22 protein-coding genes are annotated in these 23,821 nt (G+C 46.2%); 10 read left to right on the plus strand and 12 right to left on the minus strand.

What is annotated here, in order from left to right; all coding sequences use genetic code 11:
- Positions 1 to 69: 69 nt before the first annotated feature.
- Positions 70 to 1,533 carry a methylmalonate-semialdehyde dehydrogenase gene (gene iolA, locus J6600_RS18770; RefSeq protein ID WP_209387765.1) on the minus strand — a complete coding sequence of 488 codons (1,464 nt, stop codon included), beginning with the start codon at positions 1,531 to 1,533 and terminating at the stop codon, positions 70 to 72.
- 444 nt (positions 1,534 to 1,977) lie between these two features.
- On the opposite strand from iolA, the gene J6600_RS18775 reads away from it, so the two are divergent.
- From J6600_RS18775 to J6600_RS18785, 3 genes are all read left to right on the plus strand, one after another.
- Positions 1,978 to 2,733: a DeoR/GlpR family DNA-binding transcription regulator gene (locus J6600_RS18775; RefSeq protein ID WP_007614879.1), complete on the plus strand. Its 756-nt coding sequence runs from the start codon at positions 1,978 to 1,980 to the stop codon at positions 2,731 to 2,733.
- A gap of 77 nt (positions 2,734 to 2,810) precedes the next feature.
- Positions 2,811 to 3,743 (plus strand): aldo/keto reductase, encoded by a 933-nt coding sequence (locus J6600_RS18780; RefSeq protein ID WP_007407843.1) that lies wholly within the window; start codon positions 2,811 to 2,813, stop codon positions 3,741 to 3,743.
- A 120-nt stretch (positions 3,744 to 3,863) separates the two neighbouring features.
- Positions 3,864 to 5,252 (plus strand): sugar porter family MFS transporter, encoded by a 1,389-nt coding sequence (locus J6600_RS18785; RefSeq protein ID WP_014419298.1) that lies wholly within the window; start codon positions 3,864 to 3,866, stop codon positions 5,250 to 5,252.
- 42 nt (positions 5,253 to 5,294) lie between these two features.
- Here J6600_RS18785 and htpG read toward each other — a convergent pair whose 3' ends face one another.
- Both htpG and J6600_RS19645 read right to left on the minus strand, forming a co-directional pair.
- Complete coding sequence (htpG, locus tag J6600_RS18790; protein WP_209387766.1) at positions 5,295 to 7,175, minus strand: molecular chaperone HtpG; 1,881 nt, start codon at positions 7,173 to 7,175, stop codon at positions 5,295 to 5,297.
- 171 nt (positions 7,176 to 7,346) lie between these two features.
- Positions 7,347 to 7,595, minus strand: a complete 249-nt coding sequence (locus J6600_RS19645; RefSeq protein ID WP_014306134.1) for a hypothetical protein — start codon at positions 7,593 to 7,595, stop codon at positions 7,347 to 7,349.
- A 128-nt stretch (positions 7,596 to 7,723) separates the two neighbouring features.
- Here J6600_RS19645 and J6600_RS18795 point away from each other — a divergent pair, with 128 nt between their 5' ends.
- Positions 7,724 to 8,545: an SDR family oxidoreductase gene (locus tag J6600_RS18795; RefSeq protein WP_021494664.1), complete on the plus strand. Its 822-nt coding sequence runs from the start codon at positions 7,724 to 7,726 to the stop codon at positions 8,543 to 8,545.
- A gap of 56 nt (positions 8,546 to 8,601) precedes the next feature.
- Here J6600_RS18795 and J6600_RS18800 read toward each other — a convergent pair whose 3' ends face one another.
- The 4 genes from J6600_RS18800 to J6600_RS18815 all read right to left on the minus strand — a co-directional run bounded on the left by J6600_RS18800 (position 8,602) and on the right by J6600_RS18815 (position 12,906).
- Positions 8,602 to 9,201: a response regulator transcription factor gene (locus J6600_RS18800; RefSeq protein ID WP_007407848.1), complete on the minus strand. Its 600-nt coding sequence runs from the start codon at positions 9,199 to 9,201 to the stop codon at positions 8,602 to 8,604.
- A complete protein-coding gene (locus J6600_RS18805) occupies positions 9,198 to 10,334 on the minus strand; it encodes a sensor histidine kinase (protein WP_209387767.1) in 1,137 nt (378 codons plus the stop codon). Before J6600_RS18805 ends, J6600_RS18800 begins: the two co-directional genes overlap by 4 nt.
- A 118-nt stretch (positions 10,335 to 10,452) precedes the next feature.
- Positions 10,453 to 11,502 carry a Delta(5) desaturase DesA gene (gene desA, locus J6600_RS18810; RefSeq protein ID WP_099722005.1) on the minus strand — a complete coding sequence of 350 codons (1,050 nt, stop codon included), beginning with the start codon at positions 11,500 to 11,502 and terminating at the stop codon, positions 10,453 to 10,455.
- Between the two features lie 246 nt (positions 11,503 to 11,748).
- Positions 11,749 to 12,906 carry a TetR/AcrR family transcriptional regulator gene (locus J6600_RS18815; protein WP_032875496.1) on the minus strand — a complete coding sequence of 386 codons (1,158 nt, stop codon included), beginning with the start codon at positions 12,904 to 12,906 and terminating at the stop codon, positions 11,749 to 11,751.
- 141 nt (positions 12,907 to 13,047) lie between these two features.
- Here J6600_RS18815 and J6600_RS18820 point away from each other — a divergent pair, with 141 nt between their 5' ends.
- Complete coding sequence (locus J6600_RS18820; protein WP_209387768.1) at positions 13,048 to 14,385, plus strand: aldehyde dehydrogenase family protein; 1,338 nt, start codon at positions 13,048 to 13,050, stop codon at positions 14,383 to 14,385.
- 36 nt (positions 14,386 to 14,421) lie between these two features.
- Here J6600_RS18820 and J6600_RS18825 read toward each other — a convergent pair whose 3' ends face one another.
- Both J6600_RS18825 and J6600_RS18830 read right to left on the minus strand, forming a co-directional pair.
- Positions 14,422 to 15,642: an outer membrane protein assembly factor BamB family protein gene (locus J6600_RS18825; protein WP_088005523.1), complete on the minus strand. Its 1,221-nt coding sequence runs from the start codon at positions 15,640 to 15,642 to the stop codon at positions 14,422 to 14,424.
- 130 nt (positions 15,643 to 15,772) lie between these two features.
- Entirely contained in the window at positions 15,773 to 16,192 is a 420-nt protein-coding gene (locus J6600_RS18830) for a DUF5391 family protein (RefSeq protein ID WP_029972995.1), read from the minus strand.
- 142 nt (positions 16,193 to 16,334) lie between these two features.
- Here J6600_RS18830 and J6600_RS18835 point away from each other — a divergent pair, with 142 nt between their 5' ends.
- From J6600_RS18835 to J6600_RS18845, 3 genes are all read left to right on the plus strand, one after another.
- A complete protein-coding gene (locus tag J6600_RS18835; RefSeq protein ID WP_014471266.1) occupies positions 16,335 to 16,646 on the plus strand; it encodes an ArsR/SmtB family transcription factor in 312 nt (103 codons plus the stop codon).
- A 78-nt stretch (positions 16,647 to 16,724) separates the two neighbouring features.
- Positions 16,725 to 17,891, plus strand: coding sequence for an MFS transporter (locus J6600_RS18840; protein ID WP_209387769.1), 1,167 nt, complete (start codon positions 16,725 to 16,727; stop codon positions 17,889 to 17,891).
- A 69-nt stretch (positions 17,892 to 17,960) separates the two neighbouring features.
- Positions 17,961 to 18,416 (plus strand): RDD family protein, encoded by a 456-nt coding sequence (locus tag J6600_RS18845; RefSeq protein ID WP_209387770.1) that lies wholly within the window; start codon positions 17,961 to 17,963, stop codon positions 18,414 to 18,416.
- Positions 18,417 to 18,452: 36 nt separating this feature from the next.
- On the opposite strand, the gene J6600_RS18850 is transcribed toward J6600_RS18845, so the two are convergent.
- From J6600_RS18850 to J6600_RS18860, 3 genes are all read right to left on the minus strand, one after another.
- A complete protein-coding gene (locus tag J6600_RS18850) occupies positions 18,453 to 19,139 on the minus strand; it encodes a VOC family protein (RefSeq protein WP_209387771.1) in 687 nt (228 codons plus the stop codon).
- Positions 19,140 to 19,176: 37 nt separating this feature from the next.
- Positions 19,177 to 20,067, minus strand: a complete 891-nt coding sequence (locus J6600_RS18855) for a M48 family metalloprotease (protein ID WP_061861689.1) — start codon at positions 20,065 to 20,067, stop codon at positions 19,177 to 19,179.
- 148 nt (positions 20,068 to 20,215) lie between these two features.
- Positions 20,216 to 21,127, minus strand: coding sequence for a restriction endonuclease (locus J6600_RS18860; RefSeq protein WP_061861690.1), 912 nt, complete (start codon positions 21,125 to 21,127; stop codon positions 20,216 to 20,218).
- Between the two features lie 561 nt (positions 21,128 to 21,688).
- On the opposite strand from J6600_RS18860, the gene ahpC reads away from it, so the two are divergent.
- Complete coding sequence (gene ahpC / locus J6600_RS18865; protein ID WP_004393188.1) at positions 21,689 to 22,252, plus strand: alkyl hydroperoxide reductase subunit C; 564 nt, start codon at positions 21,689 to 21,691, stop codon at positions 22,250 to 22,252.
- A gap of 13 nt (positions 22,253 to 22,265) precedes the next feature.
- Positions 22,266 to 23,795 (plus strand): alkyl hydroperoxide reductase subunit F, encoded by a 1,530-nt coding sequence (gene ahpF, locus J6600_RS18870; protein WP_007614902.1) that lies wholly within the window; start codon positions 22,266 to 22,268, stop codon positions 23,793 to 23,795.
- Positions 23,796 to 23,821: the final 26 nt, after the last annotated feature.

Consider the following 23,821-nt stretch of genomic DNA (forward strand, 5'->3'; position numbering starts at 1 on the left):
ATTCCTCCTTAATTGATGGTAAAAGAAAACCCGGACGGAATCACAAAGCCGTCCGGGCCGGCTGTCAGATCAATTGAAGTCAGGAGACGGGTATCGTGCCGTCACGACTTTTTTACGTGTATAGAAGTCAACGCTGTCCTTTCCGTTTGCGTGCAATGTGCCGAAGAAAGAAGACTTCCAGCCAGAGAACGGGAAGAATGCCATCGGAGCCGGCACGCCAAGGTTGATTCCGAGCATTCCCGCGTCAATATTCTCACGGAAGTAGCGGATCGCGTTCGCATTTGAAGTGAACAGACACGCGCCGTTCGCAAATTCAGACTGGTTGGCGATGTCAACCGCTTCTTTTAAGTTTTTCACGCGGATGACCGACAGAACGGGCGCAAAGATTTCATCTTTCCAAATCGTCATATCCGTCGTCACGTTGTCAAAAATCGTCGGTCCGACGAAATAGCCGTCTTCCGTTGCGTGTTCACGTCCGTCACAAAGAAGTCTCGCTCCTTCTTCGATGCCTTTTTCAATATAGCTGTGCGTGCGTTTTTTGTTGTCCTCGCGGATGACCGGGCCTAAGAACACGCCGTCATCCAGTCCGTTTCCGATCTTGATGTCCGCTGCTTTTTCCTGTAATTTCGCCATAAACTCATCGGCGATTCCCTCTTCAACCGTCACAACCGCGCATGCCATACAGCGCTCTCCTGCCGAACCGAATGCCGCGCCGATAATGTTTGTCACCGTATCTTCAAGGTGGGCGTCATTTAACACGATCGTATGGTTTTTCGCGCCCGTTAACGCCTGCACGCGTTTCAAATGTTCGCTGCCTTTTTTGAAAACATACTCGCCGACAGGTTTTGAACCGACGAATGAGATGGCTTTAATATCCGGATGTTCAAGAACGCCGTTTACGACGTCATGCGCGCCGTGCACGACATTGAAGACGCCCTTCGGCAGACCGGCCTGTTCAAACAGCTCTGCCAGTTTTTCCGTTAACAGCGGCGTGCGCTCAGACGGCTTCAGAATGAACGTGTTTCCTAATGAAATCGCCATCGGGAACATCCAGCACGGAACCATCATCGGGAAGTTGAACGGTGCGATACCGCCGACCACCCCGATCGGATAGCGGTAATTCGCCGCCTCTACATCCGTCGCAATAGAGGCAAGTGAATCGCCCATCATGAGTGACGGCGCGCCCGCTGCGAATTCGACGTTTTCAATTCCGCGTCCCACTTCACCGAGTGCTTCTGTCGTGTTTTTACCGTTTTCCAAAGTGATCAGACGGGCAAGCTCTTCTTTGTTCTGCTGGAGAAGCTGCTGATAGTTAAATAGAATTCTCGCACGGCGCGGCACTGCCGTCTTTGACCATGTTTGAAACGCCTCTGACGCTGAGCGTACGGCGTATTCCACATCCTCCCGCGTAGAAATCGGAACCTGGCACATCACTTCTTTTGTAGCCGGATTGACAACGTCTTCATATTGATCTGTCTTACTTTCAACCCATTCACCATTGATGTAGTTTTTCAGTTTTCTGATCTCTGCCATTCTCATTGCCTCCTTAAATAGTAAACATCCTGTTCAGCTGGATAATAACGGATGAATATATTCATCTTTTACATATAAAAGACATGAATTAAACGCTTACAAATGCTAAAATGATGGTGACTCCCAATCTTCCCATGTAAAAGTTGGTCATGTACCGGGAAAAGCAAACGGTTACATCTTTCACTTTTGATTTTACAGGTTATATTTTGGTCATTTCTTGGTTACATTGTAAGCCCAACACATCTTCAAGTCAATCTAAAAAATCAAAATTTTTTCATTATTTTTATCATACTTTTTTTGATCGGGAAAACAGGAACTTGGAGAACCGTGTCGAATCGTACGGTGTGAACCCTCTTTTTTATCATTTGTTAAGTAACTATTGATTAACTTCTGGTGTTTATTATATATTTTAATTACTTTAAGAATTCTAGAAGGAGTTTTTTTATGAAACTGATGCGGATTCAGGAGATGGAAGAATACATTCTCAAACACGGAGCCACTTCGCTGGATGAGCTGTGCGAGGTATTCAATGTCTCTAAAAACACGGTCAGACGCGATATTAATAAGCTTGCGGAAAAAGGGGTTATCAAAAAGGTGTACGGCGGCGTGACATCAGCCGAAAAATCTGTGCTCGTCCCTTTTGAGAACCGCACCATTCAACATCAGGATGAAAAAATCAAAATCGCCCGCTATGCGTCACGGTTTATCGAGGATCACGATCTTGTGTTTATTGATTCCGGCACAACGACCAAATCGATGCTGGAGACGCTTGATCCCGATAAGAATGTAACGGTTTTGACGAACAGCCTTGATATTATTAACGCGGCTTCATCCATGAAAAATATCGACCTGATCATCATCGGCAATAACTACAAACGGAAGACAAGGTCGTTTGTCGGCATTGATGATCCGAGCACACTCAATAAATACAACATTAACAAGGCGTTCATGTCCGCTACCGGGACAACGATCACCCACGGCCTGACGAATTCCGACTTACTGGAATACGAGGTGAAAAAGAGAATTTCCGAAAAGGCGAACGAAGTGTATCTGCTCGCGGATCATTCCAAATTCGGCAAATCCACGCTTTTGACATACGCACCTTTCGACCGGCTTCACAGCATTGTCACTTCTCAACAGCTCGATGAGGAATATACGAAGTATTGCCAAGAGCATCAAATCGACATTCACTTGGCATAGCGTTATAGTTAATAGAGAACGCTGCCGTATTTTTCCGGCAGTCGCTATGATATCCAATTTTTTCAGGGGGCGAAAACATGAGCAAAGTAACAATCGGCAAAACTGACCTAAAGGTATTTCCGATCGGTTTAGGAACAAATGCGGTCGGCGGACACAATCTCTATCCGAATCTGAATGAAGAAACGGGAAAAGAATTGGTCCGGGAAGCGATTAAAAGCGGCGTTACCATGTTAGATACCGCCTATATTTACGGTGTGGGCCGTTCTGAAGAATTAATCGGCGAGGTGCTGAAAGAATGCAACCGCGAGGATGTCTTCATCGCCACAAAAGCCGCTCACAGAAAAGAAGGCGATGACTTTGTTTTCGACAACTCACCGGCCTTTTTGAAACAATCGGTCGAAGACAGCTTGAAACGCCTGCAGACTGATTACATCGATTTATTCTACATCCATTTCCCGGATGAGCACACGCCGAAGGACGAAGCCGTTCAAGCATTGAATGAGCTGAAAAAAGAAGGAAAAATCCGTTCCATCGGCGTATCCAATTTCTCTTTGGAGCAGCTGAAAGAAGCCAATAAAGACGGCTTAGTCGACGTGATTCAAGGAGAATACAACCTGCTGAACCGTGAGGCGGAAAAGACTTTCTTCCCTTATACGACAGAACACGGCATCTCATTCATTCCGTACTTCCCGCTCGTATCCGGACTGCTTGCCGGCAAATACGACGAGAACACAACCTTCCCTGAAGGCGACCTGCGCAATGATCAGGCGCATTTCCAAGGGGAACAGTTTAAAGAAAACATCAAAAAAGTCAACCAGCTCAAACCGATTGCCGAAAAGCACAATGCCGATACGGCGCATATCGTGCTTGCCTGGTACTTGGCGAGACCTGAAATCGATATCCTGATTCCGGGCGCCAAACGCGCGGATCAATTAAAAGACAACATGAAAGCAGCCTCCATTACGCTATCTGCTGAAGAAATCGCGTTTATCGACAAGCTGTTTTCCTAAGAAAAAAAACACGCCTTTTAAAGGGGCGTGTTTTTTTTATGTTTATATTTTTCTCTTCGGGGAATGAAATAGTTATCTAAATAAACTATTATGCGTTCCAAAAGATGAGGAGGATCATCTGTGAAGAAAAGTACCAAAAAATACCTGATTTACTTTTTCGGAGCATTAGGCGGGCTGCTTTACGGCTATGATACCGGTGTGATTTCAGGGGCTTTGTTATTTATTAACAATGATATTCCTTTAAACACGCTGACCGAGGGATTGGTCGTCAGCATGCTGCTGCTCGGTGCGATTTTCGGGTCCGCCTTAAGCGGGACATGCTCTGACCGATGGGGCCGGAGAAAAGTGGTTTTCGTCCTTTCACTCATTTTTATTATCGGCGCGCTTGCGTGTGCGGCTTCGCAAACCGTCACTATGCTGATTATCTCCCGTGTCATACTCGGGTTAGCCGTCGGCGGCTCAACGGCGCTGGTTCCCGTTTATCTATCTGAGATGGCGCCGACAAAAATACGCGGAACGCTCGGCACATTGAATAACTTAATGATTGTAACCGGAATTTTACTCGCATATATCGTGAATTACATATTCACCCCGTTTGAAGCTTGGCGCTGGATGGTCGGTCTCGCCGCAGTACCGGCGGCGCTTTTATTAATCGGAATCGCGTTTATGCCGGAATCTCCGAGATGGCTCGTCAAACGCGGCCGTGAGCAGGAAGCCAGACAAGTCATGGAAATGACCCACGACAAAGAGGATATCGCCGTTGAATTGGCGGAAATGAAACAAGGTGAAGCTGAGAAAAAAGAATCTACACTCGGCTTGCTGAAAGCCAAATGGATCCGCCCTATGCTGCTGATCGGGATCGGCCTCGCCATCTTCCAGCAGGCGGTCGGTATCAACACGGTGATTTACTATGCGCCGACCATCTTTACAAAGGCCGGACTCGGCACTTCGGCGTCCGTTCTCGGCACGATGGGCATCGGTGTCTTAAACGTCATCATGTGTATCACCGCCATGATCTTAATTGACCGGATCGGCCGGAAAAAACTGCTGATGTGGGGAAGTGTCGGCATTACCTTGAGCCTGGCGTCACTATCAGCCATTCTCCTTCTGGCCGGCCTGTCAGCTTCAACGGCATGGCTGACCGTGCTGTTTCTCGGCATCTATATCGTTTTCTACCAGGCGACATGGGGTCCCGTCGTGTGGGTTCTGATGCCGGAGCTGTTCCCGTCAAACGCACGCGGAGCCGCAACCGGATTTACGACATTGATTCTGTCGGCAACCAACCTGATCGTTTCACTGGTATTCCCGCTTATGCTGAGCGCCATGGGCATCGGCTGGGTATTCGGAATATTCTCAGTCATTTGCCTCTCATCCTTCTTCTTTGCCGCTTACATCGTTCCCGAAACGAAGGGCAGAAGTTTAGAAGAAATCGAAACGCACTTGAAAAAACGGTTCTCCTTAAAGAAGCGCAGCAAACAAAATCAAATTCTTAAACAGCGCACACTGTAATAAAAAAAGGAATCGCCCCCGCCGGGCGATTCCTTTTTAGCGTCATACCATGACTTTGCAGATGTCATTCGTAAACTCGACCGGATCATGGATCGGCAGCCCTTCAATCAGAAGCGCCTGATTGTAAAGAAGGTTTGTGTATAATGCAAGCTTTTCCCGATCTTGTCCGTGCGCGTTCTTTAACGTCTCAAACACTTCGTGATTCGGGTTGATTTCCAGCACTTTTTCCGCTTTGACCTGCTGGCTGTCAGGCATGGCATTCAACACTTTTTCCATTTCGATCGTCACTTCGCCGTCTGTCGCAAAGCAGACCGGATGAGATTTTAAACGTTTTGATGCTCTGACGTTCTTTACTTTATCCGCAAGAATCTCTTTCATGCTTTCGAACAGGTCTTTATATTCGTTCTCTTCGGCTTCAGTCTGCTTTTCATCTTCGTCACTGTCGATGCCTAAGTCGGCGCTGGATACGGATTTGAACTCTTTTTCCTCATAGCTTGTCAGCATTTTGATCGCGAATTCATCAATATCTTCCGTGAAATATAAAATCTCGTAGCCTTTGTCCGCCACCATTTCAGTTTGCGGCAGCTTTTCAATCCGCTCATATGAATCGCCGGACGCGTAATAGATATATTTTTGATCCTCAGGCATTCTGGACACATATTCGTCCAGAGTGACGAGCTTTTTCTCCTTAGATGAATAGAAGAGAAGCAGATCTTTTAATACGTCTTTATTCGCGCCGAAATCATTATAGACGCCGAATTTCAGCTGTCTGCCGAAAGATTCATAGAAAGATTCGTATTTTTCCCTTTTGTTCTTCAGCAGGCTCTTCAGCTCGGCTTTGATTTTTTTATTGATGTTTTTCGCAATCAGCTTCAGCTGGCGGTCGTGCTGCAGCATCTCTCTGGAAATGTTCAGCGACAGATCCTCAGAATCCACCATGCCTTTTACAAAGCTGAAATGGTCCGGAAGCAGGTCGGAGCATTTGTTCATGATCAGCACGCCGTTGGAGTACAGCTCCAATCCTTTTTCGAATTCCTTCGTATAATAGTCAAACGGCATGTTTTCCGGAATAAACAAAATCGAATTGTAGCGCACCGCTCCATCGACGCTGATATGCACATGGGTCAGCGGTTTATCAAAACCGTAATGCTTCTCGGCGTAAAAAGCCTCGTAATCCTCATCCGTCAGCTCGCTTTTGTTTTTTCTCCAGATCGGCACCATGCTGTTGACCGTCTGTTCTTCCTGAACTTCTTCAAATTCGTTCTCGCTGCCCTCTTTCGGCTTGTTGACCGTCTCTTCCATTTTGATCGGGTAGCGGATAAAATCAGAGTACTTTTTCACGATCGCTTTGATGCGGTAGTTTTCTAAAAACTCATCATAGCTTTCATCTTCTGTGTTTTCTTTTATTTTCAAGGTGATTTCCGTACCGACGGTTTCCTTGTCACACGGCGCGATCGTGTAGCCGGCAGCCCCTTCCGACTCCCATACATACGCCTCGTCACTGCCGAGCGCCTTACTTTTCACCGTGACTTTATCAGCCACCATAAACGCCGCATAAAACCCGACGCCGAACTGGCCGATAATGTCATGGCCGTCTTTCGAGTCATTTTCTTGCTTGAAAGCGAGTGAACCGCTTTTCGCAATCGTGCCGAGATGCTGTTCAAGCTCGTCTTTTGTCATCCCGATACCGGTATCTGTGACGGTGAGCGTTCTCGCTTCTTTGTCCGCCGTCACTTTTATGTAGTAATTGTCTTGATCAAACGTTAATGAATCATCGGTTAACGCCTTGTAATAGATTTTGTCAATCGCATCGCTCGCGTTGGAAATTAACTCGCGGAGAAAAATTTCCTTCTGCGTGTAAATGGAGTTAATCATCATGTCCAGCAATCGCTTGGATTCTGCTTTAAACTTTTTTTTCCGCACTTCAGATCTCTCCTTTAATTATGCTTTGATGTTATGTAAAATCTTTTCAGCATCTATTTATCATATACAGTGACAATTGTCAACTAGCATTAGCAGATGCATATATTGTAAATTTAACATGTTAATGGATTCACTTCACCCATTTTATCAATAAAAAAGAGAGAATGTTGATCATCCTCTCCTCTCTGCTTCTTTCCGGCGGCCGAATTCCTTCTTCATCCATATGTATGACGGGTAGAAAAACAAACTAAATAAGATAAGAGATCCCAAGTTTCGCAAAGACTCATGCAGAACATTTCTTACAGTGAGAGGAAATGTGATGTCCTGAAATAGAATAGAGATAACGGTGTAAATCACAAATCCCATAGGAACAATGGCATAACAATAAAACGCTATCTCCTTCTTATGCTGTATCTTCAAAATATGTAAACCTCCCAATGATGTATATACATAATATTAACATATTTAATAGGTATCTAGAAACAGACCGCCGTATGTTTATCCCCCTATTCAACGGGAACAGATATAAAAAAAGGAGGAATCGTAATATGGGAAGATTAACAGACAAAACCGCAATCATCACAGGGGCCGCGACAGGCATCGGACAAGCGACGGCACGGATTTTCGCCGATGAAGGCGCCCGCGTGATCTGCGGTGACATCAATGAAAGCGAACTGAATGAAACCGTCAGCGCCATCAGAAAAAACGGCGGAGAAGCAGAAGCCTTTCACCTTGATGTATCAGACGAAGAAAACGTAAAGTCTTTTGCAGACGGCATTCAACGAAAGTACGGAACAATTGATATTCTGTTTAACAATGCCGGTGTTGACCAAGAGGGCGGAAAAGTCCATGAATACCCGGTCGACCTGTTTGACCGGATCATCGCCGTCGATCTGCGCGGCACATTTCTGTGCAGCAAATACCTGATTCCGCTCATGCTCGAAAAAGGAGGCTCCATCATCAACACCTCCTCCATGTCCGGCCGGGCCGCAGACCTTGACCGCTCAGGCTATAACGCCGCAAAAGGCGGAATCACGAACCTGACGAGAGCGATGGCCATTGATTACGCCAGAAGCGGAATCCGCGTCAATTCCTTATCGCCGGGGACGATTGAAACGCCGCTCATTGATAAATTGGCAGGCACGACAGAAGACGAAATGGGCGAAGCGTTCCGTGAAGCCAACAAATGGATCACGCCGCTCGGCCGGCTCGGAAAACCGGAAGAAATGGCAGCCGTCGCGCTCTTCCTCGCTTCAGACGACAGCTCTTACGTAACGGGAGAAGACATCACCGCAGACGGCGGCATCATGGCATACACTTGGCCGGGAAAAATGCTGATTGATAAGAAGTGGAAGGAAGAGACGGAGTGACGGTAAAAAAGAAACAAGCCAGTGCAAAAACACTGGCTGAACAAGCTGAGGGCGGGTTACTTAAACCAGCCCTTTTCCTTTGATCGGGTAATGGCTTCAATTCGATTTTTCACTTCTAATTTATCAAGGATCATCGAAACGTAATTGCGGACTGTGCCGCTTTTAATGCTGAGGGCGTTTGCGATTTCTTTCGTGTTTTTTCCGTCTGCGACAAGCTCGAGCACCTCTTTTTCCCGTTCGGTCAGCGGGTTTTCTTCACTATAGATGTCCTCCATTAATTCAGGTGCGTAGACGCGTCTTCCTTTCATGACGCTGCGGATGGCGCTGACGAGCTCATCGCTCGGGCTGTCCTTGAGCATGTACCCGCTGACGCCTGCTTTTAGCGCCCGCTGAAAATAGCCGGAGCGGGCAAAGGTCGTCAAAATGATGATTTTCACACCGCTGTCCTTGAGTTCTTCTGCCGCTTCAAGACCTGATTTCCCGGGCATTTCGATATCCATCAGACAGATGTCGGGCGCATGTTTTTCCACGAAATCGATGGCATCCTGGCCGCTTGTGCCTTTGCCGACAACCGTCATATCCTCTTCTAAATTCAACAGCGAACCGAGTGCACCGAGCAGCATTTGCTGATCCTCGGCAATGAAGATGTTGATCATCTGCTACCATCCTTTTCTTTTGATTTTGAATCATTCGGGATTCTCATGGTCAGCTTTGTTCCGGCGGCTGTATCGATGGCTAAACTGCCGTTTGCGAATTCAAGACGTTCCCTCATTCCAAGCAGGCCGTGCCCCTTTGAAAAAAAGCGGTCTTCTTTGCATTGAAAGCTGCCGTCATCTTCTACCGTAATGACAACCTCTTTCCAAAGCTGCTGAATGGTGATGCGGCATACTTTGGCGCCGCTGTGTTTCACGACATTGGTGACTGCTTCTTTTATGCACATGCTGACGATGTTTTCGTTCAGCAGAGAGATATGTTTTGGCGCTTCTTTTTCTTCATACACAAATTCAATTCCTGCCGCTTCAAGAATTTGCCGAACATTGCCGAGCTCATCCTTCAATCGGATGCCTTTCATCGACGAGACTATTTTTCTGACCTCATTTAAGGAGGTGCGGGCCGTCTGCTGCACGCTTTTCAGCTCAGTGCGGGCCTGTTCAGGGTCCTTATATATCAGCTTTCGGGCGAGGTCGCTTTTCAGTCCGATTAAGGAGAGCTTTTGTCCAAGTGTATCGTGAAGGTCCCGGGCGATGCGCTGCCTTTCTTCCAGCTTCACAAGATCGGCGATTCGCTCATTTGCATATTCTAATTTCTCCTCAAGGCGCTCTCTTGCCTTTCTGCTTCGAATGGTGAGCGGGAGCAGGATGGCACTGATCAGTGTAATGACGATAAACGGAATTTGTGTCAAAAACCACCCTTTTTTCAGAACAAGGCTGAAGTTGACGGCAACCGCCGCACTGATGATATGAATGTAATATAAGATGTAAAAAGGAACTTTGTCTCGGATATGGCCGATGAAGTAGGCGATAAAGAAGGCGAAATAAATATAGCTGAACAGCATAACTGAGCCGGTCGAAATGCCGATCAGAAGAAGCGCCCATAAGTAAAGCGGCCAGCCTTTTGCAACAAATGCAAAGCGGTATGCGCCAAAGAAAACAAGTGTGAAAATGATGCCGGCCACGATGACAAAGGTAGAAGAGCTTTTAAAAATAAAATAAAAAGGCAAGATGAAAAAAATCGTCCATATATAAGGAGAAATCCCATTCAGTTTTTGAAATTTAAAATACTTCTTCATCTTTGTTCCACCTTCTGCTGCTTGTGTCTACCATCACTTTATCAAAACACCGCCTTCATTGCATCCTCACGTATGAAGAGAAGGCCCTTTCTGATAAGAGAAAGAGCCGCGCGCCATATCAGGCATTTTTCTTTAAAGGTTCTTTCGGTACCGGTTGGGGCAGCGGTGTTTTCCGCGCCTCCCGAAAGGTGACAAATTGCTTTTCGTCCTCATCCCACAGACGGAATTTCATGGATTCAAGACTTGTTTTAAGCGTAATGGTCGGTACGTTTTTTAAAGGCTCGTGCCCCTCATGAGCGGCTTCCAGCTTGTAGTTCGGTACTTTCGGGCTTAAGTGGTGGACATGATGGTAACCGATATTGCCTGTCAGCCATTGCAAAAGCTTCGGAAGCTTGTAAAAGGAGCTTCCTTCTACCGCGGCCTGCACATAATCCCAATGCTCATCGGCTTCAAAATAAGAATCCTCAAACGTGTGCTGAACATAAAAGAGCCAGACGCCGATTGACCCCGAAATAAGGAAAATCGGACCCTGAACAAGCAAAAAGTTTTCCCAGCCGACAAGCAGGCACGTCGCAGCAGCCAATAAGACAATCGCCGCGTTCGTGAAATAGGTGTTCCAGCGCTCCTTGCGGCGGGCGCCTTTTACATTGAAACGGTTTTTAATCAGAAATACGTAAATCGGGCCGAGAATAAACATAATAAACGGATTGCGATAAAGTCTGTAGCGTATTTTTGTCCAAGCTGACGCTTCGTTGTATTCCTTGACGGTCATCATCCAAATATCGCCGGTGCCCCGTTTATCTAAGTTGCTGCTCGTCGCATGATGAATGGAGTGGCTGCGCTGCCATTGAAGGAACGGAAACAGTGTCAGCACACCTGAAATAAACCCGAACAGCCGGTTCAGCTTCTTTTGTTTGAAAAAGGATTGATGGCAGCAGTCGTGGAAAATAATAAAGATTCTTGTCAAAAATCCCGCTGCTATAACAGTAAAGGCGAGGGTCAGTAGATAGGAGACATTGAGGCTGAAGTAAGCAAGAAACCAAAGGGCAAAAAACGGCACAAACGTGTTGAAAAGCTGAATGACACTATGCTTTGTATCGGCGCCGGAAAATGCGGCAACCTGCTTTTTTAAAGACGCTTGTTTTTGAGTTGCGGCGTGATTGATCATGAATGTCATGTCCCTTCTTTTTCATTATGATCCCAAGTATAACGGGGCGCCAGACGCTTTTGTAGTAGCAGCCATCATGCCTCGAATATGACATTTGTCATGTTTGGCGGCAGAATGCTGATCAGGCATCATATGGAAGGTTTCTTTTTTATAAGGGATAAAGCCGGACACTTCATAGCGGCACTTCTCAAAGAAAACAGCAAAAAAGAACCCGGCCTGTTTTCGGCTGAGTTCTTTTCATCATCCTCACAGCAAAATCACCCGATACTTCTTCACATCCAAAAACTGCAGAAACTCCCGGGCCAGCATGTCCGGCGCGTGGTCTTTTCCTTCATGAAGACGATATTGAATCAAGCCGACGAGCATGGACGCGACATAGTATGCATAGAGCTTTTTCCCCGCCTGAATGTGCAGAGGCTGATGAAGATAAAACGATTGCAGCGCTCTGAACATTTCCGGGATGACGTCAGGCACTCCCGAACCCTCTCTCAGAAAATGGACGAGCGGCATGCCGTCCGACAGTGCGGAAAAGAGACGGACGAGGGCGGCTTCCGCTTCTTCCATGGAACAGTCGGCAGGCTCTCCTTTTACCGTCAATAATCCGATCAGATCCCGGCATGATTGATGGATGATCGTTTTCAGCAATGCTTCTTTGTTGGCGTAATGGTCATAAAAAGTGGCACGGCGGAGGTTGCTTTGACGGGCAATATCGGAAATCGTAATCGCCGCGTACTCTTTTTTTTCCGCCATTAAGCCGATCATGGCTTCTTGCAAGGCCTGCCTCGTCCGGGTCACCCGGCGGTCGGCGGGCTTTTTTTCTTCTTGTTCCGGCACCCGGCGGCCAAACAGCCAGTAAAACCGTTTTTGAGAAATTAAATCCCACACCTGTCCGCTGATCGCTTCCGGGGATGCCCCGGGCTCCTCATTCAGCCAGTACAACACAATGGCATACGTGTATAAAGCGCGGTAATGAATGTACATATCCTGTTCAGTCGGTGAGAAATCCGCATTGACCGGTGACAGCAGCACATCATGCCGGAACACATCTTTTAAAAAAGCATGAAAGTGAAAATACGGCATTTTATGACGGTCCATCATCGTTTGAAAAAACTCCCGATGCCGGTCAACAAAAGACAGGGTCGGATGCACTTTTTGCCATCCGCCATGTAAATGAAGCACATCTTTATTCTTCAGCGAATCATACAGCGCTTCGCTCAGCCCGTCTTTCATTTCTTCCTCTATATCCTCTAAAATCGCATATTTATCCTCGTAATAAAGGTACAGTGTCCCCCGGCTCACATGCGACCGTTCGGCAATGTCCTTCATGGTCACACGGCGGATATCCCGCTCTCCAAGCATGGCCAAAAGCGCTTGTTTGATGTCAGTTGTCACAGAATCCGGCATAAGAGACACTCCTTTCATTAGACAGATCACCGCAATTTGTACGGTAACGTATAGATGTGTTTACGCTGTCTTTGCCCCAAAAACACATCACATTATAATAGGCCCTGAAGAAACAAAAAAGCAACCAGAGGAGGAAGACCGATGGATCAGCATATAAAAGCAGACATCAAACGCGTCTTTGAGCTTCAGAAAAAAAATCAAAAAGCGCTGCGTGCTTCAACAGCCGGGCAGCGCAGAGAAAAGCTTCAGCGCTTTTTAGATGCCGTCACCGCACATGAAGAAGAAATCATCGAGGCGATCAGACGGGACGTCCGCAAGCCTTATCATGAGGTGAAAAGAGCGGAAACGCAGGGAACGATCAAGGCGATTAAAGATAATATGAACAATCTCGACACCTGGATGGCGCCGAAACGCGTCGGCTCATCCGTCAGCCCCGACGCTGACGGCGTATTAATGTACGAGCCAAAAGGCCTTACCTTAATTCTCGGCCCATGGAATTATCCGTTTATGCTGACGATGGCTCCGCTTGCGGCTGCCATTGCGGCCGGCAACAGCGCGATTGTGAAGCTGTCCGATTTTACGATGGAGACGAGCCATATCGCCGCGACAGTTATTCGCGAGGCATTTCAAGAAGAAGAAGTCGCCATTTTTGAAGGTGAGGTCGATGTCGCCACAGAACTGCTCGACCAGCCGTTTGACCACATTTTCTTCACCGGAAGCACAAATGTCGGTAAAATCGTCATGACGGCAGCGGCGAAGCACTTGTCGTCCGTCACGCTTGAGCTTGGCGGAAAGAGTCCGACGATCATCGACAGCGGCTATGATTTGATGGACGCGGCGAAAAAAATCGCCGTCGGCAAATTTGTCAATGCGGGGCAAACATGTATCGCTCCTGACTATCTCCTTATGAAGAAAGAAGTGCAGAGCACCTTTACAGATCTCCTGCAAACCATTGTCAATGCAGGTTTTATGGAGGATGATCATACGGTTGACCGCAATAAATTCACGCAAATTGTCAACGACCGCAACTTTAACCGTGTCAAAGCCCTGTATGATGATGCCATTGAAAAAGGGGCGAAAACGGCGTTCGGCGGCGTATTCGATGCGCATGACCGCACGATTTCTCCGACCGTGCTGACAAACGTCACGCCTGATATGAAGATCATGCAGGAAGAAATCTTCGCACCGATTCTGCCGATTATGAATTACGAAGATATCAGTGAAGCCGTTGATTACATCACTGAACGGGACAAGCCGCTTGCCTTGTATGTATTCAGCCATAATCAGGAGCTGATTGATTATGTTCTGCAGCATACGACGTCCGGCAATGCTTCTGTCAATGATGTCGTCGTTCATTTCACTGACGTCAACCTTCCGTTCGGCGGTGTCAATACGAGCGGGATCGGTTCATATCACGGTGTGTACGGCTTTAAAGAATTTTCTCATGAAAAAGGCGTATTTATTCAAGCCTCTAAATAAAAAAGAATCCGCGCAGATGACGCGGATTCTTTTTTATTATTTTTTTGCTCCGAATGCGAGCAGTTTCGTATAAGTGCCGACATAGAGCGTGCCGTCTTCAGCCAGAACCGGGGAGGAAATGACATTGCTGTCTGTTTGATAGCGCCACTTTTCATTACCGTCAGCGTCAACCGCATAGACGTTTTTATCGTCAGAGCCGAAGTACACATTGCCGTCCGCATCAATCAGCGGCGCCGTTCTTACAGGCCCGTCCGTATAGAAAGACCAGTTCATATTGCCGGTTTTGCTGATGGAAAACAGCTCGCCGCTTCCGGAACCGATATACACATTGCCGTTATGGTCGATCGCTAATGAAGAGCTGGAGAAACCGTTTAACGGGAACGTCCACTTTACAGCACCCGTTGATGTATAGGCGTATAAGTTGCCGTCCTGGTTTCCGGCGTAAACGGTGCCGTCTCTATCAATAACCGGATAGCCTTTAAACCCGTTGGACGTCGTTTTTGACCATTTCACTTGGCCCGTTCCTGAATTGATCGCGTAAAAGATATTATTGTACGTTGCCGTATACAGCGTGCCGTTTGACGCTAACACGGGAGCGGAGCCGACCACGCCGTTTGTTTTAAACTTCCACTTTTGCGTCCATGTCGAAGGCGACGTCGGTTTAATCGCATAGATATAGTTATCCAGCGTCGACACATACAGCGTGCCGTCAGAGCCGATAGCCGCATCGGAACTAGGCGCTCCGCTCAGCGGAACCGATGTTAAAATGTTTCCGGTTTCTTTGTCGATGAAATATAGTTTTTTATCATGAGAAGGAAGATAAATGACACCGTTTGTTCCGAGCACCGGAGTCAGCGTATAGGTCGTCCCGAGGTTTTCCGTCACCCATTTCACAGTACCGTCCGGATGATACGCCGTCAGCTTCCCGTCTTTTGATTGAATAAATACGGTGCCGTCCCCGTCAACCGCGGCTCCCGCACCGTTTTGAGGGGTGGCCGGAACATTCTTTTCCCATTTTAATGCGCCATCGGCAGTGCTTGTAAACCGGCTTTCTCTTGACCAGTTGAACATCGTCGGAGACATCGCCTGCGCGTCATACCGTCCCGCCAAGAAACCGGATGCCGCATGATTTTGTTTAAATACCGTTTCCGCAGCTTGAGCAGCCGCCGGATGCAGCCATTTTGCCCCCGGCAGATCAGAAACCGCTCCCACAGATAAAGCCGCAGCAACCGCAGCGCCGGCCGCCAATGTTTTCATTCGCAATGAAGCTGTCTTTTTTTTCAATGTCAGTTCCTCCCGTTTCTATTAAAAGCTGCTATATCACTTTGATCATACCATAATTAACCTATGAAATATTTGTATTTTCGGCAGATTTATAGAACAAATGTCACATAGCCTGCTGATGCTTCGGGGATGATCGAAACGCGGCAATATACCACACCACGTTGACGATAAAAGCCGCGCCTGACCAAACGAGAAGACCGTAATAAAGAGACAGCTCCTGCCCTAAGGAAATTGCGGTCAATAACGTCACCAACAAGACAGCCGCGCAAATGATAAACCCGATTCCGCAAAAAACGGCCATGATGATTTTCATGACACGAATACCGAGAATATACATAATGAGCGGGACCGCATATATAACAAGGATCTGGCCGACGGCGGCCCACATGCCCGCGGAATTAAAACGATTCGCGTTCGGCCCCGTTTCCGCAAGCGGAGAAAGCGAGACGAGGACCGGCAATAAACAAAACAGCAGAGCGGAAAGCAAGGTCACCGCAACCGTACCTTTTTTCTTTTGATTCATGTGAATATCCTCCTGACAATAACCCGGCTTTTTTACCGGTAATCTGATAATATGTTATATTTTAGCACGATTTTTACTTAATTTGAGAATGTTTTGTCAAAAACGAATTTACAAATCCAGAAAAATAGATATAATAAACGTTATGGAACCGATATTGATTCATAAAGCGTTATCTAACAAAACACGAAGTGATATTATGACGTGGCTTAAACACCCGGAGGACCATTTTGATGAAAAACCTTACCTTGAGCAGGGACTCAGCTTCCGCACCGGAATTTGCGTCGGTGATATTCAGGCAAAGTCGGGGCTTGCGCAGTCCGTCATCTCCAGCTACCTGCTGACCATGCAAAAAGCCGGCCTGCTGGAATCCGAACGAATCGGAAAATGGACCTATTACAGAAGGAATGAAAAACAAATTAAAGCCTTTGCTGACTATGTTCAGCACCAGCTATAACCATGAAAGGAGGGCTTTTTTTGTTCTAACATATCTATTTTTCTGTATATGCAGTTATAAAAGGAGGCATACATAACAATGAAAAAAAGCAGCTCCATCTTCATTCTGTTTTTGGCATTAGGGGTTTTCGGAATTATCACGACCGAAATGGGCATTATCGGCGTTCTTCCGCAAGTGGCGGACAGATTTCATATTTCTGCTTCAAAAGCGGGGTGGCTTGTCAGCATTTTCGCGTTCATCGTCGCTGTGTCGGGACCGTTTTTGACCTTGCTTGCTTCAGGTATAAACCGGAAATACATTCTGCTTTTGGCGGTGCTGATGTTTGCCGTTTCAAATGCGGTCTACGCGTATACGGCGCATTTCAGTGTCATGCTGGCGTTTCGGATCATTCCGGCTTTATGCCACCCGGTGTTCTTTTCTGTAGCGCTTGCGGCCGCGGCCCGGCTTGTCCCCGCCGGCCAATCCGGAAAAGCCGTAACGAAAGTCTTTTCAGGCATCACCGCCGGCTTTGCGTTCGGCGTGCCTTTCACGTCTTATCTGGCGGATCGTCTCTCCCTTGAATCAGCATTCCTATTCGGCGCTATCATCAGTCTCATCGCATTCACGGGCATTCTTCTCTTTTTGCCATCCATGCCGGTCACAGAAAACATGTCTTTCAGAAGCCAGCTCGGCATCCTTCGCAAACCGGCTTTGTGGCTCAATATCGCTGCCGTCACCTGTCTCTTTGCAGCCATGTTTTCTGTCTACAGCTATTTTGCGGAGTACCTCAGACGGGTGTCCCATATGAACGGCACATGGGTCAGCTTCATGCTGATGAGCTTCGGAGTGATTATGATAGCCGGGAATTTCGTCTTCGGCGCTTTGTTATATAAAAATATGAAAAAGACCGTCATCCTGTTTCCTCTTCTTTATACAGCCGCCTACTTGCTCATATACGGGTTTGGGACGTCTTTCGCGCCGATGGCCGTCCTCGTCTTCGTATGGGGCGCCGTTCATTCCGGCGGGCTCATTGTCAGCCAGACATGGCTTACTGCGGAAGCAAAGGAGGCCCCCGAATTCGGCAACAGCCTGTTTGTCTCTTTTTCCAACCTCGGCATCACCATCGGAACGGCGGCGGGCGGCTGGTTTATTTCCCATTTAGGAATCCATCAGCTGATGTGGTGCGGCATCATGTTTGCCCTTCTGGCTTTCGGGCTGATCATGGGACGCTTGGCATGGGGAAAGAGGCTGCTCGCAGAAGCTTAAGCTCCGTTGCAAAATCCGGAATGATTACGTATAATATTCCAGATTAAAGCAAGGGAGAGAAAAAGATACATGGAAAGACCGGCAGGATTTTGGATTCGGTTTCTGGCTTACGTCATTGATCAAATCATCATAGGAATTCCGATTTTTATCATTCAATTTATGGTCTCTTTTTTATTTGCGGCAGGCGTTGCGGCGGCTGACCCCTTCATGACCGAAAATCAGTTTAACATCTCTTTTCTGGTGTTCGGCGTCATCCCGATTCTTGTGAGCTCTTTTGTGATCAGTATCTTATATTTCAGCCTGCTCACGGCCTCAAAGATACAGGGGACACTGGGAAAAGCATTGCTAGGCCTTAAGGTCGTCAATGAAGATGGCGGACGCATTTCCATCGGCCAGGCCTTCGGACGCGCTTTCGCATATATCATATCTAAGCTCATTCTTTATATCGGATTCATCATGGGCGCCTTCGGAGAGAAAAAAACGCTGCACGACATCATGTGCAGCACCCGTGTTGTCTATAAATAATGACCTCAAGTCCGGGCCTTTTGAGCCCGGGCTTTTTTATGACGGCTGTGCCCGCCTGATGTCAATGCCGCCCTTTCCGTCAGCCTCAATGCGGATCGTCCCGTTCACAATGACAGACAGCGGATGGAACTCCGCATGCTGATCAGAAAAAATCCAGCGGCGGCCGCTCGGCCCTAAAAGCAAAAACGCCCCATCATTGTAATCACCCATAAAATGAAACCCGTTTTCACTAAGAGGCGCATGCTTTCTCACCGGAATGCCGAAACGCTGCAGCTCCCTCCCGGTTGATACGACCTCGGCAGCCGTCAGATTCACCTCACCGATATTCAGAACGGACTCAATCGAAAAACGTTCCGCGCTTGGCGGCGATGTGTCTCTCGCGATGAATTCCGCCAGATTGTTGGACGGATCTTTAAAATAAAAGGAACGCGCCTGAATATGGGAGAAATACACCTCATCCTCCCCATCTTCCGTTTGAAAAACGACTTTATCCTTTATCCACGCCTTCGCCTCATCAAAACGATTATTCGGAATGTTAAACGCAAAATGATACGTCGGTTGAGAGTGAGAATCGGCGCGCCTGAATTCCAACTCACTTTCTCCCGCCTTGATGGTAAACGAATCACCGGACTCATCAATTAAAGGAAAACCTAACACCCGTCCATAGAAGTGTTTCGTCGCATCCAACGCACAACTGTACAAAGTAATGTTATTTATTTGCATGATCATACCCCCTTTGGTTATAAAGACAATGAATATATCAATATTCTTGTCTGACACCGTTTAAAAATGATTCAATATTCTCAATTCGGTAAGCAGTATATGGGTGTGTTGAAGCTAATAAAGCGATAAAACCTTTTCGAACGTCAATATGTTCACGTTCAATCCGATAGAAAAATTCTAACAGCTCATCTCCGAAACCCGCTTTCGCAGCTATTTCATCTGCCCGATATTCAAAATCTCTGCTTCCGATATTCACAAAATAAAATCCCAAACGGCAGTACGTTATGTAACACCATCCGACCAGCCTGAAGAATATATTTAATAACCCCCCAGACACAGAAGGATTTGATCCGCCGTTCAGAAGCCCTTCAATAAACCCCAGAATAAAACATATAAAGAATCCCATCACATACAGCGGCAACAGTGCGATACTCAAAATAGTAAAACTGGAATTAAACATTACAAGGTGTAATGTGTCTTTAAAAGCAAGATGCGCATACTCATGGGCCAGTACCGCTTTTAGCTCACCATCACTTAAATTTCTCATAGCCGCCGAAGTCAATCCTATCGTTTTAAACCCCAGTGCAAATGCATTAATACCCTCATCATCTATTATAAAAAGATCCGCTTTTTTCACATGAGGATAATGTCTTTGTACGCTTACAAAAACTTCATCGTTTAACCTTTCAAGGTACTCCTTTTCTCCAATGGTTGCCGGGCGCCTTAACCCGGCCCTTATTCTATTTCTCCAGTCTCCAAAAAGTCCGTAATTCATAAAGAATAACAATCCGTAAACGGATAAAAAAAGAAGAACCGTTGGAAAAAGCGCCAAAGGAAATAATGTTCTGAAGATCATAATAGAAATCAAAACTGTCAGCCCAGACCAAACAATGTATAAATAATTGAACTTTGTTTTTCTAACTTCCATTTTTGATCACCCTTTTTTTATTATGTTTGAATGATTTACCACTACTTAATCTGTCTTTTTATTATCGGTTTCGAAAATAGCATTGTAAAGATGCTCATCCATTTTTTTCCGAAAAAGAGGTGCTGTTTTTAACAGCACCTCTTTTTAATCACTCTTCAAAATAATCCAGGTCAACTCTCTTGATAACAAAAGTATTCTCTAAACTAACGCCGACATTATAGTTGAACATTAAATCCGTCAGCCTCTCTCCATCAATTAATATAATTTTTTTATCGATCACTTTAACATATTCTTTTGCGCCATCAGTAAATACAGATGTAGTAATAAACACACCCTTTTTCGCTTTTTTCCCATCCAGGCTACCCGCAAATTTTTGTATTTCCGGCCTTGAAACAGAATCTTTCCACCTCTTGGCTTGAAGATAAATCATATCCAGCCCTAAAATGTCTTCTTTGATAACTCCATCTATGCCGCCATCTCCAGATCTCCCTATAGCCGTGCCTGCATCTGTTAATGAACCGCCATATCCAAGAGCAACAAGCAATTCTACGACTAGTTTTTCAAAAAAGACAGGAGAACATTTGTATATTTGGTTCAGTAACTCTTCTTTAATCTCATTTTTAACAGCATTATAATTCTGTTCAATGATTTCATTGGGAGTTCTGGGCTCTGAAGTAATCGACGGCTCACTTTCCTGTTGATTGCTGTCTTTACCCGTCTGCTTGAATCTCTGAAAGCTCTTATACTTCATTAGAAATCTATTATCTATACTGGCGACACTCGGGTCATTAATTATTTCTAAGCCTTCGCTGGTGATCTGAAAAACACCCCGTCTGACAATGTCGATTAAACCGGCTTTACTTAAATAAGTTCTTACCCAACCGATTCGATTATGAAGTACTTTTTGGTTTCCGCTGGGTAATAATTTTTCTGCATCTTCCTCTGACAGGTTTAACTCTTTTGCTAATTTCACGTATAAGTCTTGTAATCTGTGCTCCTTTTTATCTGAAAGAATCTTTAAAAAAGGGTACATAAATTCTTGATATCCTGGTATGGTCAACTTCTACACTCCTATTTAACGTCTTTGTTAAAACCGGCTTGATATTTAAATTATTTTTGCGTCTCTAGCACCCCTGCGTAAAACCTCTTCATTTCACACTTCAATCTCTTTCAAAAAATCACTTAAGAACATCCGCTATCCATAATTGAATAAGTTCAAAACAAATATATATCTTTAAATTCCAGTCACCGGACTCATCATTTTTTTTAAAACCTAACACCCATTCACAAAAGTGTTCCTGAACAAAGTTACTTTATTTGCATGACCGTCCCCTCTTTGGTTTATACTACCATATAGAGGGTGGATTCTTGATATTATTCTGCACCAATTGAGAATCCCCCTTTCGCCCGGCGCTACACATGACAAACAGCGCCAAACCGCTTATACCAGGCGTTTTTTAACGTCTGAAGCAAAAAAAAGCAGAAAATAATACCCCATATAGCTTGACAAAAAATAAATGTTATTTAATAATCTATATATAATTAGAATTATTATTGAAAGATAAAGTGAATGCTTTGTCTTTTTAATATATTTCAAATCACATTTCAGGAGGAAGATATTATGTCTTTAATCGGAAAAGAAGTACTGCCATTCGAAGCAAAAGCTTTCAAAAACGGTGAATTCATCGATGTAACAAACGAAGATTTGAAAGGTCAATGGAGCGTTTTCTGCTTCTACCCAGCGGATTTCTCTTTCGTTTGCCCGACTGAACTTGAAGATCTTCAAGGACAATACGCTGCACTGAAAGAATTAGGTGTTGAAGTATACTCTGTTTCTACAGATACTCACTTCGTACACAAAGGCTGGCATGACAGCTCTGAAAAAATCGGCAAAATCACTTACGCAATGATCGGTGACCCATCTCAAACGATCTCCCGCAACTTCGACGTTCTTGACGAAGAAACTGGTCTTGCTGACCGCGGAACATTCATCATCGATCCTGATGGCGTGATCCAAACAGTTGAAATCAATGCAGGCGGTATCGGCCGTGACGCAAGCAACCTTGTAAACAAAGTAAAAGCAGCTCAATACGTTCGTCAAAACCCAGGTGAAGTCTGCCCGGCTAAATGGGAAGAAGGCGGCGAAACACTTACACCTAGCCTTGATTTGGTAGGTAAAATCTAAGGAGTGCATTCCATTGGTACTTGATGCAAATATCAAAGCACAATTAAATCAATACATGCAGCTAATTGAGAACGACATTGTTCTCAAAGTAAGCGCCGGTGACGATGACACTTCTAAGGACATGCTGGCTCTTGTTGACGAGCTGGCTTCCATGTCATCTAAAATTTCAGTTGAAAAAACTGAATTAAACAGAACACCGAGCTTCAGCGTTAATCGTACCGGAGAAGACACAGGCGTTACATTCGCCGGTGTTCCTCTCGGCCACGAATTTACATCTTTAGTGCTGGCATTGCTTCAAGTCAGCGGCAGAGCGCCTAAGGCTGATCAAAAGGTCATTGACCAGATTAAGAACATCAGCGGAGAATACCGCTTCGAGTCTTATATCAGCCTGACGTGCCACAACTGCCCTGATGTCGTCCAAGCATTAAACATGATGAGCGTGCTCAACCCGAATATCACACATACAATGATTGACGGCGCGGCATTCAAAGAAGAAGTAGAAAGCAAAAACATTATGGCTGTTCCGACTGTTTTCTTAAACGGTGAATCTTTCGGAAGCGGCCGTATGACCATCGAAGAGATTCTCGCGAAAATGGGCAGCGGCGCAGATGCGTCTGAGTTTGCCGACAAAGAGCCGTTTGACGTTCTTGTTGTCGGCGGCGGACCTGCCGGCGCAAGCGCGGCGATCTACACGGCGCGTAAAGGCATCCGCACCGGTGTCGTCGCTGAACGCTTCGGCGGCCAGGTACTCGACACCATGAGCATCGAAAACTTCATCAGCGTCAAAGCGACTGAAGGACCGAAGCTCGCTGCAAGCCTTGAAGAGCACGTGAAAGATTATGATATTGACGTCATGAACCTTCAGCGCGCGAAACGCCTTGAGAAAAAAGACCTCTTCGAACTTGAACTTGAAAACGGCGCTGTACTGAAAAGTAAAACAGTGATCCTTTCAACAGGTGCCCGCTGGCGCAATGTCAACGTACCTGGTGAGCAAGAGTTCAAAAACAAAGGTGTTGCATACTGCCCGCACTGTGACGGACCATTGTTTGAAGGCAAAGACGTAGCCGTTATCGGCGGCGGAAACTCCGGAATCGAAGCGGCGATTGACCTTGCAGGTATCGTCAATCACGTGACTGTGCTGGAATTCGCGCCTGAACTGAAAGCAGACGAAGTCCTGCAAAAACGTCTTTACAGCCTGCCAAACGTCACTGTGCACAAAAATGCACAAACGAAAGAAATCACAGGCGATCAAAACGTAAACGGCATTACGTTCGTTGACCGTGAAACAGGCGAAGAAAAACACGTTGAACTCCAAGGTGTATTCGTCCAAATCGGTCTCGTGCCTAATACAGAATGGTTAGACGAAACTGTCGAACGCAACCGCATCGGCGAAATCATCGTCGATAAGAGCGGCGCGACAAGCGTTCCCGGCCTATTTGCCGCAGGGGACTGCACAGACGGCCCGTACAACCAAATCATTATCTCCATGGGATCAGGTGCAACTGCCGCTTTAGGCGCATTTGATTATTTGATCCGGAATTAATGTGAAAGCCGCCATTCATATGGCGG

The organism is Bacillus sp. LJBV19, assembly GCF_017797845.1.
In the GTDB taxonomy this organism is placed as follows: domain Bacteria; phylum Bacillota; class Bacilli; order Bacillales; family Bacillaceae; genus Bacillus; species Bacillus velezensis.

Coding starts and splice junctions, on each gene's coding strand:
- iolA (WP_209387765.1), bottom strand. CDS start 1,533: ATGGCAGAGATCAGAAAACTGAAAAACTACATCAATGGTGAATGGGTT.
- J6600_RS18775 (WP_007614879.1), top strand. CDS start 1,978: ATGAAACTGATGCGGATTCAGGAGATGGAAGAATACATTCTCAAACAC.
- J6600_RS18780 (WP_007407843.1), top strand. CDS start 2,811: ATGAGCAAAGTAACAATCGGCAAAACTGACCTAAAGGTATTTCCGATC.
- J6600_RS18795 (WP_021494664.1), top strand. CDS start 7,724: ATGGGAAGATTAACAGACAAAACCGCAATCATCACAGGGGCCGCGACA.
- J6600_RS18800 (WP_007407848.1), bottom strand. CDS start 9,201: ATGATCAACATCTTCATTGCCGAGGATCAGCAAATGCTGCTCGGTGCA.
- J6600_RS18805 (WP_209387767.1), bottom strand. CDS start 10,334: ATGAAGAAGTATTTTAAATTTCAAAAACTGAATGGGATTTCTCCTTAT.
- desA (WP_099722005.1), bottom strand. CDS start 11,502: ATGATCAATCACGCCGCAACTCAAAAACAAGCGTCTTTAAAAAAGCAG.
- J6600_RS18815 (WP_032875496.1), bottom strand. CDS start 12,906: ATGCCGGATTCTGTGACAACTGACATCAAACAAGCGCTTTTGGCCATG.
- J6600_RS18820 (WP_209387768.1), top strand. CDS start 13,048: ATGGATCAGCATATAAAAGCAGACATCAAACGCGTCTTTGAGCTTCAG.
- J6600_RS18825 (WP_088005523.1), bottom strand. CDS start 15,642: ATGAAAACATTGGCGGCCGGCGCTGCGGTTGCTGCGGCTTTATCTGTG.
- J6600_RS18830 (WP_029972995.1), bottom strand. CDS start 16,192: ATGAATCAAAAGAAAAAAGGTACGGTTGCGGTGACCTTGCTTTCCGCT.
- J6600_RS18835 (WP_014471266.1), top strand. CDS start 16,335: ATGGAACCGATATTGATTCATAAAGCGTTATCTAACAAAACACGAAGT.
- J6600_RS18840 (WP_209387769.1), top strand. CDS start 16,725: ATGAAAAAAAGCAGCTCCATCTTCATTCTGTTTTTGGCATTAGGGGTT.
- J6600_RS18845 (WP_209387770.1), top strand. CDS start 17,961: ATGGAAAGACCGGCAGGATTTTGGATTCGGTTTCTGGCTTACGTCATT.
- J6600_RS18850 (WP_209387771.1), bottom strand. CDS start 19,139: ATGCAAATAAATAACATTACTTTGTACAGTTGTGCGTTGGATGCGACG.
- J6600_RS18855 (WP_061861689.1), bottom strand. CDS start 20,067: ATGGAAGTTAGAAAAACAAAGTTCAATTATTTATACATTGTTTGGTCT.
- ahpC (WP_004393188.1), top strand. CDS start 21,689: ATGTCTTTAATCGGAAAAGAAGTACTGCCATTCGAAGCAAAAGCTTTC.